This is a genomic window from Novosphingobium sp. BL-A-41-Hi4A-0G, from assembly GCF_055521735.1.
In genome coordinates, this window is record NZ_CM145501.1 from 3,241,215 (window position 1) to 3,254,854 (window position 13,640).

The 13,640-nt window shown below is 65.2% G+C and carries 16 protein-coding genes; 8 read left to right on the top strand and 8 right to left on the bottom strand.

What is annotated here, in order from left to right; all coding sequences use genetic code 11:
- Positions 1-10: 10 nt before the first annotated feature.
- The gene (locus tag ACZ1JX_RS15680; RefSeq protein ID WP_465124442.1) at positions 11-301 is read right to left on the bottom strand and encodes a J domain-containing protein; all 291 of its coding nucleotides are present in this window, start codon (positions 299-301) and stop codon (positions 11-13) included.
- Positions 301-1,119: a division plane positioning ATPase MipZ gene (locus tag ACZ1JX_RS15685; protein WP_465124443.1), complete on the bottom strand. Its 819-nt coding sequence runs from the start codon at positions 1,117-1,119 to the stop codon at positions 301-303. Before ACZ1JX_RS15685 ends, ACZ1JX_RS15680 begins: the two co-directional genes overlap by 1 nt.
- A gap of 98 nt (positions 1,120-1,217) precedes the next feature.
- Here ACZ1JX_RS15685 and panC point away from each other — a divergent pair, with 98 nt between their 5' ends.
- Together panC and ACZ1JX_RS15695 are read left to right on the top strand one after the other, a co-directional pair.
- Positions 1,218-2,078 carry a pantoate--beta-alanine ligase gene (gene panC, locus ACZ1JX_RS15690; protein WP_465124444.1) on the top strand — a complete coding sequence of 287 codons (861 nt, stop codon included), beginning with the start codon at positions 1,218-1,220 and terminating at the stop codon, positions 2,076-2,078.
- Positions 2,075-2,404: a DUF2322 family protein gene (locus tag ACZ1JX_RS15695; protein WP_465124445.1), complete on the top strand. Its 330-nt coding sequence runs from the start codon at positions 2,075-2,077 to the stop codon at positions 2,402-2,404. Before panC ends, ACZ1JX_RS15695 begins: the two co-directional genes overlap by 4 nt.
- Before the next feature lie 21 nt (positions 2,405-2,425).
- On the opposite strand, the gene ACZ1JX_RS15700 is transcribed toward ACZ1JX_RS15695, so the two are convergent.
- The 4 genes from ACZ1JX_RS15700 to ACZ1JX_RS15715 form a co-directional block, all read right to left on the bottom strand.
- Positions 2,426-3,811 carry a methyl-accepting chemotaxis protein gene (locus tag ACZ1JX_RS15700; protein WP_465124446.1) on the bottom strand — a complete coding sequence of 462 codons (1,386 nt, stop codon included), beginning with the start codon at positions 3,809-3,811 and terminating at the stop codon, positions 2,426-2,428.
- A gap of 145 nt (positions 3,812-3,956) precedes the next feature.
- Positions 3,957-4,805 carry a metallophosphoesterase family protein gene (locus ACZ1JX_RS15705; protein ID WP_465124447.1) on the bottom strand — a complete coding sequence of 283 codons (849 nt, stop codon included), beginning with the start codon at positions 4,803-4,805 and terminating at the stop codon, positions 3,957-3,959.
- A 34-nt stretch (positions 4,806-4,839) separates the two neighbouring features.
- Complete coding sequence (locus ACZ1JX_RS15710; RefSeq protein WP_465124448.1) at positions 4,840-5,709, bottom strand: diacylglycerol kinase family protein; 870 nt, start codon at positions 5,707-5,709, stop codon at positions 4,840-4,842.
- 52 nt (positions 5,710-5,761) lie between these two features.
- Positions 5,762-6,028 (bottom strand): hypothetical protein, encoded by a 267-nt coding sequence (locus ACZ1JX_RS15715; RefSeq protein WP_465124449.1) that lies wholly within the window; start codon positions 6,026-6,028, stop codon positions 5,762-5,764.
- Between the two features lie 244 nt (positions 6,029-6,272).
- Here ACZ1JX_RS15715 and ACZ1JX_RS15720 point away from each other — a divergent pair, with 244 nt between their 5' ends.
- On the top strand, positions 6,273-6,599 hold the full coding sequence (locus tag ACZ1JX_RS15720) for a UrcA family protein (protein ID WP_465124450.1): 327 nt from the start codon (positions 6,273-6,275) through the stop codon (positions 6,597-6,599).
- Between the two features lie 88 nt (positions 6,600-6,687).
- On the opposite strand, the gene ACZ1JX_RS15725 is transcribed toward ACZ1JX_RS15720, so the two are convergent.
- Complete coding sequence (locus ACZ1JX_RS15725) at positions 6,688-7,182, bottom strand: winged helix-turn-helix transcriptional regulator (protein ID WP_465124451.1); 495 nt, start codon at positions 7,180-7,182, stop codon at positions 6,688-6,690.
- A gap of 156 nt (positions 7,183-7,338) precedes the next feature.
- On the opposite strand from ACZ1JX_RS15725, the gene ACZ1JX_RS15730 reads away from it, so the two are divergent.
- The 5 genes from ACZ1JX_RS15730 to ACZ1JX_RS15750 all read left to right on the top strand — a co-directional run bounded on the left by ACZ1JX_RS15730 (position 7,339) and on the right by ACZ1JX_RS15750 (position 11,630).
- Positions 7,339-7,695, top strand: a complete 357-nt coding sequence (locus ACZ1JX_RS15730; RefSeq protein ID WP_465124452.1) for a CC_3452 family protein — start codon at positions 7,339-7,341, stop codon at positions 7,693-7,695.
- A gap of 129 nt (positions 7,696-7,824) precedes the next feature.
- Positions 7,825-8,532, top strand: a complete 708-nt coding sequence (locus ACZ1JX_RS15735; RefSeq protein WP_465124453.1) for a hypothetical protein — start codon at positions 7,825-7,827, stop codon at positions 8,530-8,532.
- A 47-nt stretch (positions 8,533-8,579) separates the two neighbouring features.
- Complete coding sequence (msrB, locus tag ACZ1JX_RS15740; protein ID WP_465124454.1) at positions 8,580-8,978, top strand: peptide-methionine (R)-S-oxide reductase MsrB; 399 nt, start codon at positions 8,580-8,582, stop codon at positions 8,976-8,978.
- A gap of 174 nt (positions 8,979-9,152) precedes the next feature.
- Positions 9,153-11,288, top strand: a complete 2,136-nt coding sequence (locus ACZ1JX_RS15745) for a transglycosylase domain-containing protein (RefSeq protein ID WP_465124455.1) — start codon at positions 9,153-9,155, stop codon at positions 11,286-11,288.
- Between the two features lie 99 nt (positions 11,289-11,387).
- Positions 11,388-11,630, top strand: coding sequence for a hypothetical protein (locus ACZ1JX_RS15750; RefSeq protein ID WP_465124456.1), 243 nt, complete (start codon positions 11,388-11,390; stop codon positions 11,628-11,630).
- 397 nt (positions 11,631-12,027) lie between these two features.
- On the opposite strand, the gene ACZ1JX_RS15755 is transcribed toward ACZ1JX_RS15750, so the two are convergent.
- Entirely contained in the window at positions 12,028-13,566 is a 1,539-nt protein-coding gene (locus tag ACZ1JX_RS15755) for a Do family serine endopeptidase (RefSeq protein WP_465124457.1), read from the bottom strand.
- Between the last annotated feature and the right edge of the window lie 74 nt (positions 13,567-13,640).

Below are 13,640 nucleotides of genomic sequence, written 5' to 3' on the forward strand. Positions count from 1 at the left end.
GCCCGCCGCCTCAGCTGCCGCGCCGGTCCGAGAGCCGTGCCAGCAGCAGGTCGCGTGCGGCGTTGGCTTCATGCACCGCCTCGTTGCTGCCGCCCCGGTCCGGATGGACCTTCTGGATCAGCCGACGGTGCGCCTCGATCACCTCGTCATAGCCCGCCTGCGCGCCGATCCCGAGCAGGTTGCGCGCCCGCTTCTCGTTCGCCGCGCGCGGATCGCCTTGCAGCAGTTCCCACGGCCAGCGCCCTGACAGCAGCTTGCAGGCAATGCTGACAAGGGCGGCAAGCGTGAGCAGCTTGATCATCAGGCCGCGCTTTCCAGCTTGGGTTCGGGCGCAGCCTTGGCCGGCACCGGCAGATTCAGCCCCATGACCAGCGTGCGCAGTTCCTGCCGCGCCACCAGATGGCTGGTGCCCAGCTCGCCCAGATGCCCCTTGTCGAGCAAGGTCAGCCCGCTCGGGAACAGTTCGCGATAGATCACGCGTTCGGAAAGGCCGCTCGCCACACGAAAGCCCACGCGCTTGGACAGCTCGGTCAGTGCCTGGTCGATACGCCGCTGGTTGCGGGCCTCGGTATAGCCGGTGCGGTTGCGCACCACGACCCAGTCCATCTCGCGCCGCGAATCCTTTATCGTCGCCATTGCCCGCTTCTTGCGCGCTTCCCAGATCAGCTCGGCATAGAACGACAGGCGGCGCACCTTGAAGGTCTCGGCGTCCACCTGCCCGATCAGGTCGAAGTCGACGAAGCTGTCGTTGAGCGGCGTGACCAGCGTATCCGCACGCGTTGCCACGTGGCGGGCCATTACGTCGTCGCGCCCCGGCGTATCGTAGATGATGAAGTCGCAGGTTTCGGCCAGCCGCTCGCTCAGCGCGTCCAGTTCCTCGACATTGTCCCCGCCGAACACCTCGAACGTCGCCGTCGGCAGCGCGATCTCGCGGCGCTTCATCGTCTCGGCGCGGTTTTCGAAATAGCGGTGCATCGTGCGCTGGCGATGGTCGAGGTCGATCGTCGCCACCCGTGCGCCCTGATAGGCCAGCGCCACGGCGACGTGCACCGCCGTGGTGGACTTGCCGGTGCCGCCCTTTTCGTTGGCGAAGACAATGCGGTGCGGGCCGTTTGACAAGGCTGGAATCTCTCTCGGTTGTTGCAGCGTCAGGCTTGCGAGAGGCGTTCGCCGCCCGTATCGCCCGTCCGGTCAGACTTAGGGGAGTGGCTGCCAAGGTGCAAACGATCAACCGGCTGGAAGACCTGCGCAAAGCGGTCGACGCGCTCAAAAACGGGGGAAAAACCGTTGCCTTCGTCCCCACCATGGGCGCGCTGCACGAAGGCCACCTGACGCTGGTACGTGAGGCCCGCCAACGCGCCGATCACGTTGTCGCCTCGATCTTCGTCAACCCGCGCCAGTTCGGCCCGAACGAGGATCTCGACGCCTATCCGCGCCGCCTCGCCGCCGATGCTGCCCTGCTCGAGGCCGAGGGCGTCGCCATCCTGTGGGCCCCCACAGTCGATCAAATGTATCCGGACGGCTACGCCACCAACATCAGCGTCTCGGGCGTGAGCGAAGTCGCCTGCGGAGCCGCGCGCCCCGGCCATTTCGATGGCGTGGCGACCGTGGTGTGCAAGCTGTTCAACCAGGTCCGCCCCGACTTTGCCCTGTTCGGCGAGAAGGACTGGCAGCAGCTCGCGATCATCCGCCGCATGGCGCGCGACCTCGACCTGACCCAGCCCCACGTTTCGAACATCATCGGCGTCGAGACTGTGCGCGAGCCGAGCGGCCTCGCCATGAGCAGCCGCAACCAGTACCTGACGGAAGACGAGCGCACGCAGGCCGCAGGCCTTTCGGCTGCCATGCGCCGTGCCATCGCCGCAATCGAAGGTGGTGCCGATGTCGCGCAAACGCTCGCCACGCTGAACGCAGACATCCTCGCCACCGGCTTTGCCTCGGTCGACTATGCCGACTTGCGCGACGCCGCCTCGCTCGAAGCGCTGGAACACTATGCCGGGCAACCCGCCCGCCTGCTCGTCGCCGCGCGCATCGGCGCGGCCCGCCTGATCGACAACATGCCCGTAGGACCGCAATGACCCCGATTCACCCTACCGCCTCGTTCAAGGACAACCTTGCCCTGCTGCCCTCGATCGAGGGCATTGCACGCATCGACCTGATCGATGCCACAGGCGCCGTTGTCGCCAGCATTGCCAACGAGCCGGGCAAGCAGGGTTCGCTCAAGGTCTACAACTATCTCAAGCTGTGCTTCGGAAAGCTTGATGAAGCTGCGGCGAAGCATGGACTGGCGGTGTTCGGCGAGCATACGCCTGATGCCATGGCGCGTCCCGGCGCGCATCCGAACATCGATCGCCTGCTGGCCGTCGATGCCGCCGGACTCGAGATCACGGTGCTCGCGAAGTAGCAAAGACGCGTCCGGGGTTGTTCAGAACTCCGACCAGTCATGCGATGGAACCGCCTTCAGCGCGGCATTGCCCCGGCTCTGGTAGATCGGCTGTGGGGCCGGTGCTGCGGAGCGAAGCGGCGTTGCACCGCGCCTGCCTGTCTCGAACCGTTGTACAACGCCAACGAGTTCTGCGGCCTCTTGCGACAATGATCGTGCCGCCGCCGTGGATTCCTCGACCATGGCTGCGTTCTGCTGGGTGACGCGGTCCACCTCTGCCACCGCCGTGTTGATCTGCTGCAGGCTGACGGCCTGCTCCTGCGCCCTGGCCGCAATCTCCGAGACGAGGGTGTTGATCTCGCCTACGCGATTGAGGACTCCGGTCAGGACGAGGCCGGTCTGCCCCACCAGGTTCACGCCGGAGGCGACCTGTCCGCTCGAGGTCGAGATCAGCGTGCGAATATCGCGTGCCGCGTCGGCAGAGCGCTGGGCAAGTGCCCGCACTTCGGTGGCGACAACGGCAAAACCCTTTCCGGCATCGCCGGCCCGCGCCGCTTCGACACCGGCGTTCAGGGCCAGCAGATTGGTCTGGAAGGCAATGCCATCGATCAGCCCGATGATCTGGCTGATCTCATCGGCAGATTTGGCGATCGCGGCCATTGCATCGACGGCCTTGTCCACGACTGCGCCGCCGTTGCTGGCCTCTACCTGCGTCCGCGTAATCGAGTTCTGCGCATCGTCTGCCGATCTTGCCATGGCCTCGACGCCGAGCGTAACCTGATTGAGCGCAGCCGAAGTTTCCTCGACGCTTGCAGCCTGCTTCTCGTTCCGCCGGGCAAGATCGGCCGATGCCGTGTTGATCTCCTCAGAGCCGTTCATGACGCTCTGCGCGGTGTGGTTGACGCTGCTGATGGCCTTGCTCAGCGCATCGACGGCGCGATTGAAGTCGAGGCGGAGATCTTCGTAACCACCGGGAAAAGGCTGCTCGATGGCGCAGTTCAGCCTGTTGTCGGCAAGTGCACCCAGCGATGTCTTGAGCGCCGAGACGACCTGCTCCTGTGCGACCTTCGCTCTTTCGACCTGCAGGGCGTTCTCCGTGAAGATCGCCATGGCCTTGGTCATCCGGCCCACGCAATCTCGGTGGTCGGTATGATGGATTTGGCTCCGGGTATCCCCGGCGGCCAGCGCTTCCATCCGCACCACGGTGTTCACATAGGGCGTGCAGATGCGCTCCTTGGCGATCAGCGTCGTGACGATGATTGCGACGAGCGATGCCAGGGCAATGCCAATTGGCACTGTTGGTGATGCCAGATTGTAAACCCCGAGGATGGTTGCAATCAGCCCCACGCTCGACAGCGTGCTGTAGGCGATCAGGAGTATCGTGAACTTCTGCCGGATAGGAGCATCACGTTCGAACCATGTCAGCATTGCAACTCATCCTGCACCTTTGCCCGACCACCTGCGCGTAAAGGTTCGCAGCGAGCCTGCCTTGTCATCGCAGAATGTGGGAGAAGTGCCCAAACAATGCCCAAAGGTGCATAAGGATTTGCACTAGGGTTTGGGCTGCATCTTCTTAGTGAACCGGCGGATCAACCGCCGGCACCGCTCCAACCGGTGCAACCGGCTCACCTTCGGTCCGTGGCGGCAACGCGTTCTCCGGCACGTCTTCGATCATCATGTCGCGCGAGGATACGTGTTCGAGGTTGCGCACTCGCACTGCGATCGTTTCGCCTTCAAAGGTCAGTTCGTTGAAGCTTGGCGGAGTGGAGCGGACGCGCTGGCTCAGCGTGCCGGCGCCGATCATCCGCACCGGGCCGTTGGGCGTCGGGTGGATGAGGTCGAAAGCGTCGTGGACGTGGCCTGAAAGCACGGCGAGCACATTGCGCCTGGCGAGTTCGGCAAGTGCATGGTTGCCGCCCCGGGTCAGCGCCTTGCCGCGCGTTCCGGCCTCCACCAGCGGATGGTGGCAGGCGACGATGGCGCGTGTGCCTTCAGGAAGCGCGTCGATGGCGGACAGGGTATGCGCCAGTGCGGCCTTGCCCACCGTGCCCTTCGACCAGTTGAGACGGAACTGCGCGCGTGCAGTAGTCTTGAGCGGCACGATCTTCGCACCCGGAATCGGCAGCTCGCGCTCCAGCACGCCCTCGATCGAGCGGAAGCGGCGATACGGATCGGTGAAGCGCTCGATCAGGTTGAAGTAGGGCAGGTCGTGATTGCCGACCTCGACGGTTACCGGCACGTCGAGCGCCTTGATCCAGTGGCAGGCGGCAGCAAACTCGCGGTGCCGCGCGCGCATCGTCAGGTCGCCAGTTATCGCCACGGCATCAGGCTTCTCGCGCGCGATGCACTGCGCCACCCAATCGAGCGCGCGGCGGTCTTCAAGGCCGAAATGGATGTCGCTGATGTGAAAGATGCGGGTCATGCGCGCCGGTTGATCGTCGCTGCGGGCGCGGCGGTCAAGGTCCCGTGGACGCGGTGGAAATGAAGTCCAGCGCAAAGGTATCGCAGGTGATCCGCTCTTCCCGCCCGCCTTCGCGCCGTTCGCCATCGATCATCAGTGCGATCGGCCCTTCGCTGGCCAGCGTGACCGCCCGGAACCTGCCGAGTTCGTCATGCGGTCCCTGGCGGAAATCGCGCTTCACCAGCATGGCAAAGCCTTGCGCGGCGAACTCGCCAATGTCGGAGAAATCATAGCCGTCGGCTTCCAGCTCATCGCCGCTGCAGCCGATGCGGACCGCGCGATAGCCTTCGGCCTTTCCAGCGGCCGGATCGGTCAGGCGCACGCCCGGGCCGTCGCGGGTTTCGCGAAGAGCGTTGCCGAAGGTCTCGGCAATCGCGGCGAGATCAAGGTCCCGCACGCCTTCGCGCACGTCGGCCCACATCGCGCCGGGTCCTGCCAGCACTTCGATCAGGCCTGCGCCCTGCGCGGTGCGGATGGCGGGGCGACGGATCTTGCGCGCGCCGGGGAGCGCGCCGGTGATCGCCTCGGCCGGAACGTCGCCATGGAGCGATTTGGCGAGGAGGTTCTGCGTGCCGCCGGGCAGGACCAGCAGCGCGCCGCCCCAGCCTTCCAGCGCAGAAGCGGCCGCGTTGACCGTGCCGTCGCCGGTAAAGACAGCGAGCGTTGCGACGCCTGCGGCGTCCAGCGCCTTGCGCGTCGGCAGGTCCTCATCGGGAAAGCGGATCACGCGTTCCGGGGCGCAACCTGCTGCGGCAAGCGATGCGGCGAGGTCGTCGACGGCGGCATCGCTGTTGCTGCCGCTTGCCGCATTGGTGAGAAGCCAGAGAGGGGAGAGTTCCATCACGCCCAGAACCGGTGGCGCCATTCAAAGTTCCGGGCCAAAGTTCCGGGCCAAAGTTCCGGCCCAGGGTTTCGCGTCACACCTTGTCGGTCAGGATCAGCCAGGCCGAGAAACTGTTGAGCATCGAATAGACCACATAGGCAATCGGGCCGCCGACATTGCCTTCCGATGCGAAGAGCAGCGCGCCTAGCAGCAGCGCGAACTCCACGAGCATGGTGAACCGTCCGCCGAGGCTGTGCACGATCCACGGCATGCGGCCGATCATCGGGTGTCCGCTGTCCATCACCGCGCGATGAAGGGCGAAGTTGCCGATGCCGAGGAGGAAGGTGATCAGAATCGCCATGAACGGCGATGACCCTAGGGAATCGCCATCGAATTGTCACACCTGCAGTTCGTGGAGTTGGAATTGCATTTCGTCGGACGGGCTAAGCACTTGTCGGACGTAACGGAAAGCTGGTCGAGGCGCGCAAGATTTCATCGCCGGTCGGGCGTAGCGAGAATGCATGCGGTGCACCGGAAGAGCCGGACAGCCGCTGAAACGCCCCCCAGCCGGTTCCCTCGCCGGCACCCCGTCGAAGGAAGTTGCCATGTTCGCCAAGACCCTGTTCTCCGCCGGCCTCCTCGGCCTCGCTCTCGCCGCCAGCCAGCCTGCCCAGGCCGCCGAAAAGCTGGTGCGCTACCACGATCTCGATCTGTCCACCAAGGACGGCAGCAAGGAGCTCGATGCCCGTCTGCGCAAGGCCGCCAAGGACGTTTGCGGACTGAGCCAGCCCGATCTGCCCTCGTCCGAATGGGAATCGGCCCGCCAGTGCTTCGCCAAGTCGCTCGCCGATGCCCGCAAGGCCAAGTCCGGCGCAGTGCAGGCCACAGCGCTTGCCGCAGCCAAATCCAAGTCCGACCTTGCTGTCCGCTGATCCCGGCAGCTTGCACAACCCGGCGGATCCAGTCCCCCACCGGGTCAAACTTGAAGGGGTCGTCCAGAAACGGGCGGCCCCTCTTTCCTCAGCTCACCTCGCGCAGCGCGGGGCTGGGTGCCTGCTGTTCAAGCTCGGCGCGATCCCGCCAAGTCAGGTCTTCGGGCGAAAGCCTGCGACCGTCATGCGACTGGATGCCGATTGGTGCGATGGGCTGCCCGTCGCGCGCGTCGCACAGCACCGGATTGGCCGGAACGCCCAGTTCCCACTTCTCGCCCCACTGGCGCAGCGCCAGCATGGCGGGGAGAAGGTCGATGCCCTTGGGCGTCAGGCGGTATTCGATGCGGCGGCGATCATCGGCGCAGTGTTCGCGCTTGAGGATGCCCGCCTCGACCAGACGCGACAGGCGGTTGGACAGGATATTGCGGGCAATGCCGAGCTGCTCGAGAAAATCCTCGAAGTGGCGCACGCCGTTGAACCCCGCGCGCAGGATCATGAAGGACCATCGCTCGCCCATCGCTTCAAGCGCGCAGGGCAGGCCGCACTGGGCGATTTCACCCAAAGGTTCACGAAGCTTATCCATGTCATCCTTTGCATAGCCCATTTGCAGGACCTGTTTAAGTTTCTAGTTGCAACCTGAAACCTATATTGATAGGTAGCGATTCGCAACGGAAATAGCATCCTCTCCAGAACCCCGCAATTTCCGAAGCCCTAAACAAGGTAATCCAGGGGAAGAACAATGTTTGCACTCAAGACCAACAGCGCCCTGCGCCAGCTCCTCCCGGCCGTGCTTGCCCTCGTCGGCACCACGGTCAGCTTCGCCGTGACGGCTGAAACCGCTCGCGCTGCCAGCAACGGACCGTTCTATTCGGTCAAGCTGACCCGTCCGATGGATGGCACGCAGAAGCTCGTCCAGAAGGGCGTGCTGTGGAAGTGCGACGGCGCAGAATGCTCCGCCGCCCGCGACACCTCGCGCCCGGTGATCGTCTGCGCCCGCCTTGCGCAGAAGGTTGGCCCCGTCGCCCGCTTCGCCACGCCCGAAGGCGAACTCGCTGCGCAGGACCTCGCCCGCTGCAACGAAGCGGCTGCCGGATAAATCCGACTTTCGATCTCCAGCGCATTCCCGGAACGATACCCTGCCGGGGGTGCAATCCCTGACCGTGAAGGTCATTGGGCCGCGAACGGGACGCCTGTTCGCGGCCCCTTTTTTCGCTATGGTCGTGCCATGCGAATGCCCTCCACAGTTACCGCCCTGCTCGGCGGAGTTGCTCTTCTGCTCGGCGGAGTTGCCCCTTTGCCCCCCCAGAGTTGGAAACTTGCCGCAGCCACTCCTGCGCTATCTTCGCAGACCCGCGAGGACCTGCGCTGTTCGGCTGCATTTGCGGTGGTCGCGCTGGAGCAGGCGGGCGGCGATGCGCTTGCCGGGTGGCCCTTACTGGCGGTGCGCGGCAAGCGTTTCTTCGCCGATGCCGGGCAGAAGGCGATGGCCGAAGGTGCGCTCACCCGCGAACAGGTGCGCGAACTCATCACCGCCGACGTGACCGCTCTGCAGAGCGCCCCCGATCCCGACAAGGCCTTGGCCGCGCTTGCAAAACCCTGCGTCGCCCGGCTCGACGAAACGGTCGCCCCGCTGGCCACGCCGAACCTCAAGCAATGCGCCGCCATCTTCGATCTTGCCTATGACGAAGTCCATGGCCGCCAAGGCATGACTCCTGCGGCGCAGGACCTCAAGACACTCGCCTCGGTGCTGGCAGCGCGCGAACGCGAGGCGCTGATCGCGGCTGGAGGCACAGGTGACGATGCCGACCGCGCGCTGGCCGAGGCACGCACGGCGATGAGCGTCATGGACCCCGACGGGACAGCGCAGGCCGAGAAGTACGATCTCGCCCATTGCTACGACCTCGCAAAACCTGCCGAGAAGTCGCACTATTGAGCGTTGGGGCAGCGCTCCCCATATTCGCGGCCAAGGAGATCCCCCAGATGCCCGACAAGATGAACCTGAGCGATGCCGAATGGCGCGAACGCCTCTCGCCCGAACAATACCATGTCCTGCGCCAGGGCGGCACGGAACGCGCCTTTACAGGGGCTTATGAGAAGAACAAGGCGAGCGGCGAGTATCACTGCGCCGGTTGTGGAGCGCCGCTGTTCACGTCCGAAACCAAGTACGACAGCGGATCGGGCTGGCCGAGCTTTTATGCCCCGGTCGCCCCTGACGCGATCGAGGAGCACCGCGATACCTCGCACGGCATGGTCCGTATCGAGGCGCGTTGTGCGCGCTGCGACGGGCACCTCGGGCACGTCTTTCCCGATGGTCCCAATCCGACCGGCCTGCGCTACTGCATGAACAGCGCCTCGCTGGATTTCACGCCGGACGATTGAGGCCTGACCGACGCTGGCAGATTGCCAGCGCCGGTTCGCCGATTTGCAGTTAACCCGGCGTTGCGATTGCCCTATGCACAGGCGCGGTGAGCGTGGCGCCATCTGCCGTTGTCGCATCCGGTCCTGCGGACCACTGCGTCACGGGTCGATATTGAGGGAAGCGGTACAAGACTGATGGCCAGACGGGACATTCCCCGCCGCCCCGACGGCGGCAGGTCCGAACCGCAACCCAAAGGCAGGTCCACGCTCGGACGGTGGTTTCGCCGTCTTGTGGCGTGGGGCGCAGGCTTCGCGCTGCTCGGCACGATCGCGCTGGTCGTGGCGGTTGCCGTCACCGCGCGATCGCTCCCCGGTTACAGCGAGCTGAAGTCGAGCCAGACCGGCCAGATGATCGTGGTGCGCGCCGCCGACGGTTCTGAGATCGTCACGCTTGGCCCGAGCTACGGCAAGTGGGTGCCCTACGAGCGCATTCCGCAGGCCATGAAGGATGCGATGATCTCGGTCGAGGACCGGCGCTATCGCAGCCACTGGGGCGTCGATCCCATCGGCATCGTCCGTTCGCTGATGGTCCGCGTCGAAAGCGGCACGTGGAAGCAGGGCGGCTCGACCATTACCCAGCAGCTGGCGCGCAACATCTTTCTGAACAACACCAAGACCTTCGCCCGCAAGGGACGCGAGTGGGTCCTGGCGCTTGCGCTGGAGCAGAAGTTCTCGAAGGACCAGATCCTCGAACTCTATCTGAACAAGGTCTACTTCGGCGGCGGCGCCTACGGGATCGACAGCGCCGCGCGCAAGTTCTTCGGCCATTCGGGCGAGGAGATCACCCTGCCCGAGGCCGCGATCATCGCAGGTCTGGTCAAGGCACCGTCGCGCTATTCGCCGACCGCCGATGCCGATGCCGCGGTGGGCCGCGCGGGTGTGGTGCTGCAGACCATGCAGAACGCGGGCGTGCTGACCGCGCAGGAAGTGCAGGCGATCGACCTCAAGGCCGTGAAGATGGTCGAGGATCGCGCAAGCCAGAACTCGGCGCGCTATTTCACCGACTGGGCCTTGCCGCAACTCGACCTGATCCTGCCCGAAAACGACAAGCCGATCGAGGTGTGGACCACGCTCGACCCGATCGCCCAGAAGGCGGCGACGAGCGCGATTGCCGGATTTGCTCCGAAGGGCGCGCAAGGGGCGCTGGTCTCGCTTGACCGCGACGGTGCGGTGCTGGCGATGGTCGGCGGCACCGATTACGTGACCTCCAACTACAACCGCGCGGTCAACGCCGTGCGACAGCCGGGTTCGGCGTGGAAGCTGTTCGTCTATCTCTCCGCGCTCGAAGCGGGCTACACGCCAGATGACCGCGTGGTCGACGAGCCCGTCACCATCGATGGGTGGACGCCGCGCAACGATGGCAACCGCTATGCCGGTGAAATCGACCTGCGCACCGCGTTCGCCTATTCCAAGAACACCGTGGCGGCGCAGCTTGGCAACGAAGTGGGCTTTGGCACCGTGGCCAACATGGCGCGGCGCTTTGGCATCACCACCCCGATCAACACGCTGCCATCGATGGTGCTGGGATCATCCGAAGCGCGGGTGATCGACATGGTCCGCGCCTTCGCCTCGGTCCAGGCCAAGGGCATGTCGGTGACGCCCTATGGCATCCGCAAGGTGACCACGACCGACGGCGAAGTGCTCTACAAGCATCGGCCCGACAGCTCGCAACAGCTGGTGCCGCCCTATGTCGCGGCGGCCATGACCGACCTGATGCAGACTGCCGTCAACATCGGCACGGGCCGCGCCGCTCAGATCGGCAGGCCGGTGGCGGGCAAGACCGGCACGACCTCGTCCAACAAGGATGGCTGGTTCCTCGGCTTTTCGAGCGGGATCACCACCGGCGTGTGGATGGGCCGCGACGATGCAAAGGCCGTGCCCGGCTTGCAGGGTGGTGCGGCCCCGGCGCGCGCCTTTGCCGCCTACATGAAGGTCGCCACGCGCAAGCGCCCGGTCGAGCAGTTCGACACCGAACTGAAGCTGCCGCAATGGCAGTTGGAGCCCGATGGCGAGGCGATGCAGGGCAATCCCGACGACTACTTCTACGTCGACGAGCAGGGTAACCTGGTAGATCCTTCGCGCAGGCAGGCGGTCAATCCTGACGGGCTCGATCCCGAGGCTCCACCGGAAGGTGTGCCGCCGGACGTGCCGCAGGCCGCAAACGATGACTTCCTCAACCGGGCGACCGGTCGGCGCGATCCGGAAACTGCGCCGCCCGCCGCCGGAACGCGTCCGAGGCCTACCAGCACGAGGCCTGCGACCTCTCCCTGATTCCTTTGCGGCCTGAACCTTTTGTCTGAACCATTTGGCTGTCCGTTCGTTGGCTGCTCGATGGGAGGCGCCCTCGCCTCCCGAACGAGGAGACGAACCATGAGCCTGCTGCAATGGGCGGTCGCTGGTGCGGCCGGATACGCGATCTATCGCGCGGTGCAGAAGAACAAGACCGAACAGGCCCCCGCCGCTTTCGCGCAAGGGGAAGAGACCGGCGGCAACTTTGCGCAAGTGCGCTCCGCCGGAGTTGAAGGGATGCGGTCGGATCCCAAGCGCTGGGATGCGGTAGATCAGGCCTCGGACGAAAGCTTCCCGGCCAGCGATCCGCCGTCGACGTATTGATCGCGGTTCTACCTTGCCTACGTCATCCCGGCGAAGGGCAGGATCCATGGGCTTTCGTTGAGACGCAAACATTGCGCTTTGCGAGAGGTTATGGGCCCCGGCCTTCGCCGGGGTGACGGTTGGGGTGAGTGGAGGATGGAGTTACATCTAGCCGGTGTTCTGCGGCCAACATCCTGAATGGCCGCCCTAACCACTCCCGTCATCCCGGCGCAGGCCGGGATCCATGGGCCTTCGTTGAGACGCAGACTTTGCGCTTTGCGAGAGGTTATGGTCCCTGGCCGACGCCGGGGTGACGGTTGGGAGAGTTGGGACTGACGGGAGAGGTGGGGCGGGGCCCAACAGAAAAGGGCCGCTCCATCGCTGGGGCGGCCCTTTCTCTTTTCGTTGTTTGCATGGATCAGCGGATGCGGACCGGGGCGTAGAGTGGGGGCTGGCCGCGGCGCTGGATGCGCAGGAGCACGGCCTCGCGGCCATCGGTCTTGGCCTGACGCACGATCCGTTCCAGATCGGCGACCGTGGTGACGCTCACGTAGTTTGCCGAGAGCACGATGTCGCCACGCTGCAGGCCCTTGGTCCCCGCATCCGAGGAAGCATCTACTGCCGTGATCACCACACCCTTGGCGTCCTCGCCTGCGCCGAGCTGGCGGGCGATCTGCGGGGTGAGCGGGATGGCGGCAATGCCGAGCGAGCCTTGCAGGACGCTGGGGCCCTGCTGCTGTTGCGGCTTGCTGTCGGGGCCGAACTGGTCGTCGTCCTGCGCATCGGGATCGAAAGTCTGCTGGGCGAGTTCTTCCTCGCTCGGGCGCTTGCCGACGACGGTCTGCACCGTCAGGCGCTGACCGTTGCGGATCAGTTCGATCGGGATGCGCTTGCCCGGCGTGGTGTTGGCGACGATGAACGACAGGGTCTGGTCAGGGGTGACCTCCTTGCCATCGACCTTCACTACGACGTCACCAGCCTGCATGCCGGCCTTTGCTGCTGCCTGTCCGGGTTCGACCGCCTGGATGAATTCGCCGCGGTTCTTCGGCAGGCCGAGCGAGGCGGCGAGGTCTTCCGAGAGGCCCTGGATGCGCACGCCGAGGTAGCCGCGTTCGATCGCCTGACCCGCACGCAGCTTGTCGACGATGGGGGCGGCGATTTCTGCCGGGATGGCAAAGCCGATGCCGACCGAGCCGCCGGTGGGCGAGAAGATCGCGTTGTTGATGCCGATCACGTTACCCGCCATGTCGAACATCGGACCGCCCGAGTTGCCCCGGTTGATCGAGGCGTCAGTCTGCAGATAGCGGTCATAGGCAGAGCCCGAGCCGGTGTTGCGATAGACCGCCGAGATGATCCCCTGCGTGACCGTGCCGCCAAGGCCGAACGGGTTGCCGATGGCGATGACCCAGTCTCCCACCCGGGCCTTCCGCGAATCGCCGAACTTGACGAAGGGGAAGGGCGTCGGGCGGCTGATCTTGAGCACCGCGAGGTCGGATGCGGCGTCCTTGCCGATCAGCTTGGCGGGGTATTCGGTGCCATCGGGCGTGGTGACGGTGATCGATTCGACCTCGCCCTGCCCGTCGGCGGTGATCACGTGGTTGTTCGTCACCACATAGCCGTCCGCCGAGATGATGAAGCCCGAGCCCAGCGACTGCGCCTCGCGCGTCTGCGGGCTGCCGCCCTGACCGCCGCCGAACAGATCGCCGAACGGCGTTCCGGCGAAGGGGTTGTTGGGCTGCACCTTCACGCGCTGGCGGGTGGAGATGTTCACCACCGCAGGCTGAAGCTGCTGCGTGAGGTCTGCAAAGCTTGACGGGGCGCCCGCGCGCGGGACGACGCTGCGCATCTCCGACTGGTCGTTCTGCGCGACTTGCGCGCCTGCGGGAAAGCCTGTCACCAGGGTCAGTGCGCTGCCTGCGAGCAGCAGCGCCGAAGTCACACCATAAGCGTATCGCACGTGGCCTGGTCCTCTTTGTCTATAATGCGCCGGGGGCGGCGCGGCTGACTTGTGCCGCAGTCGATTCACGCGTC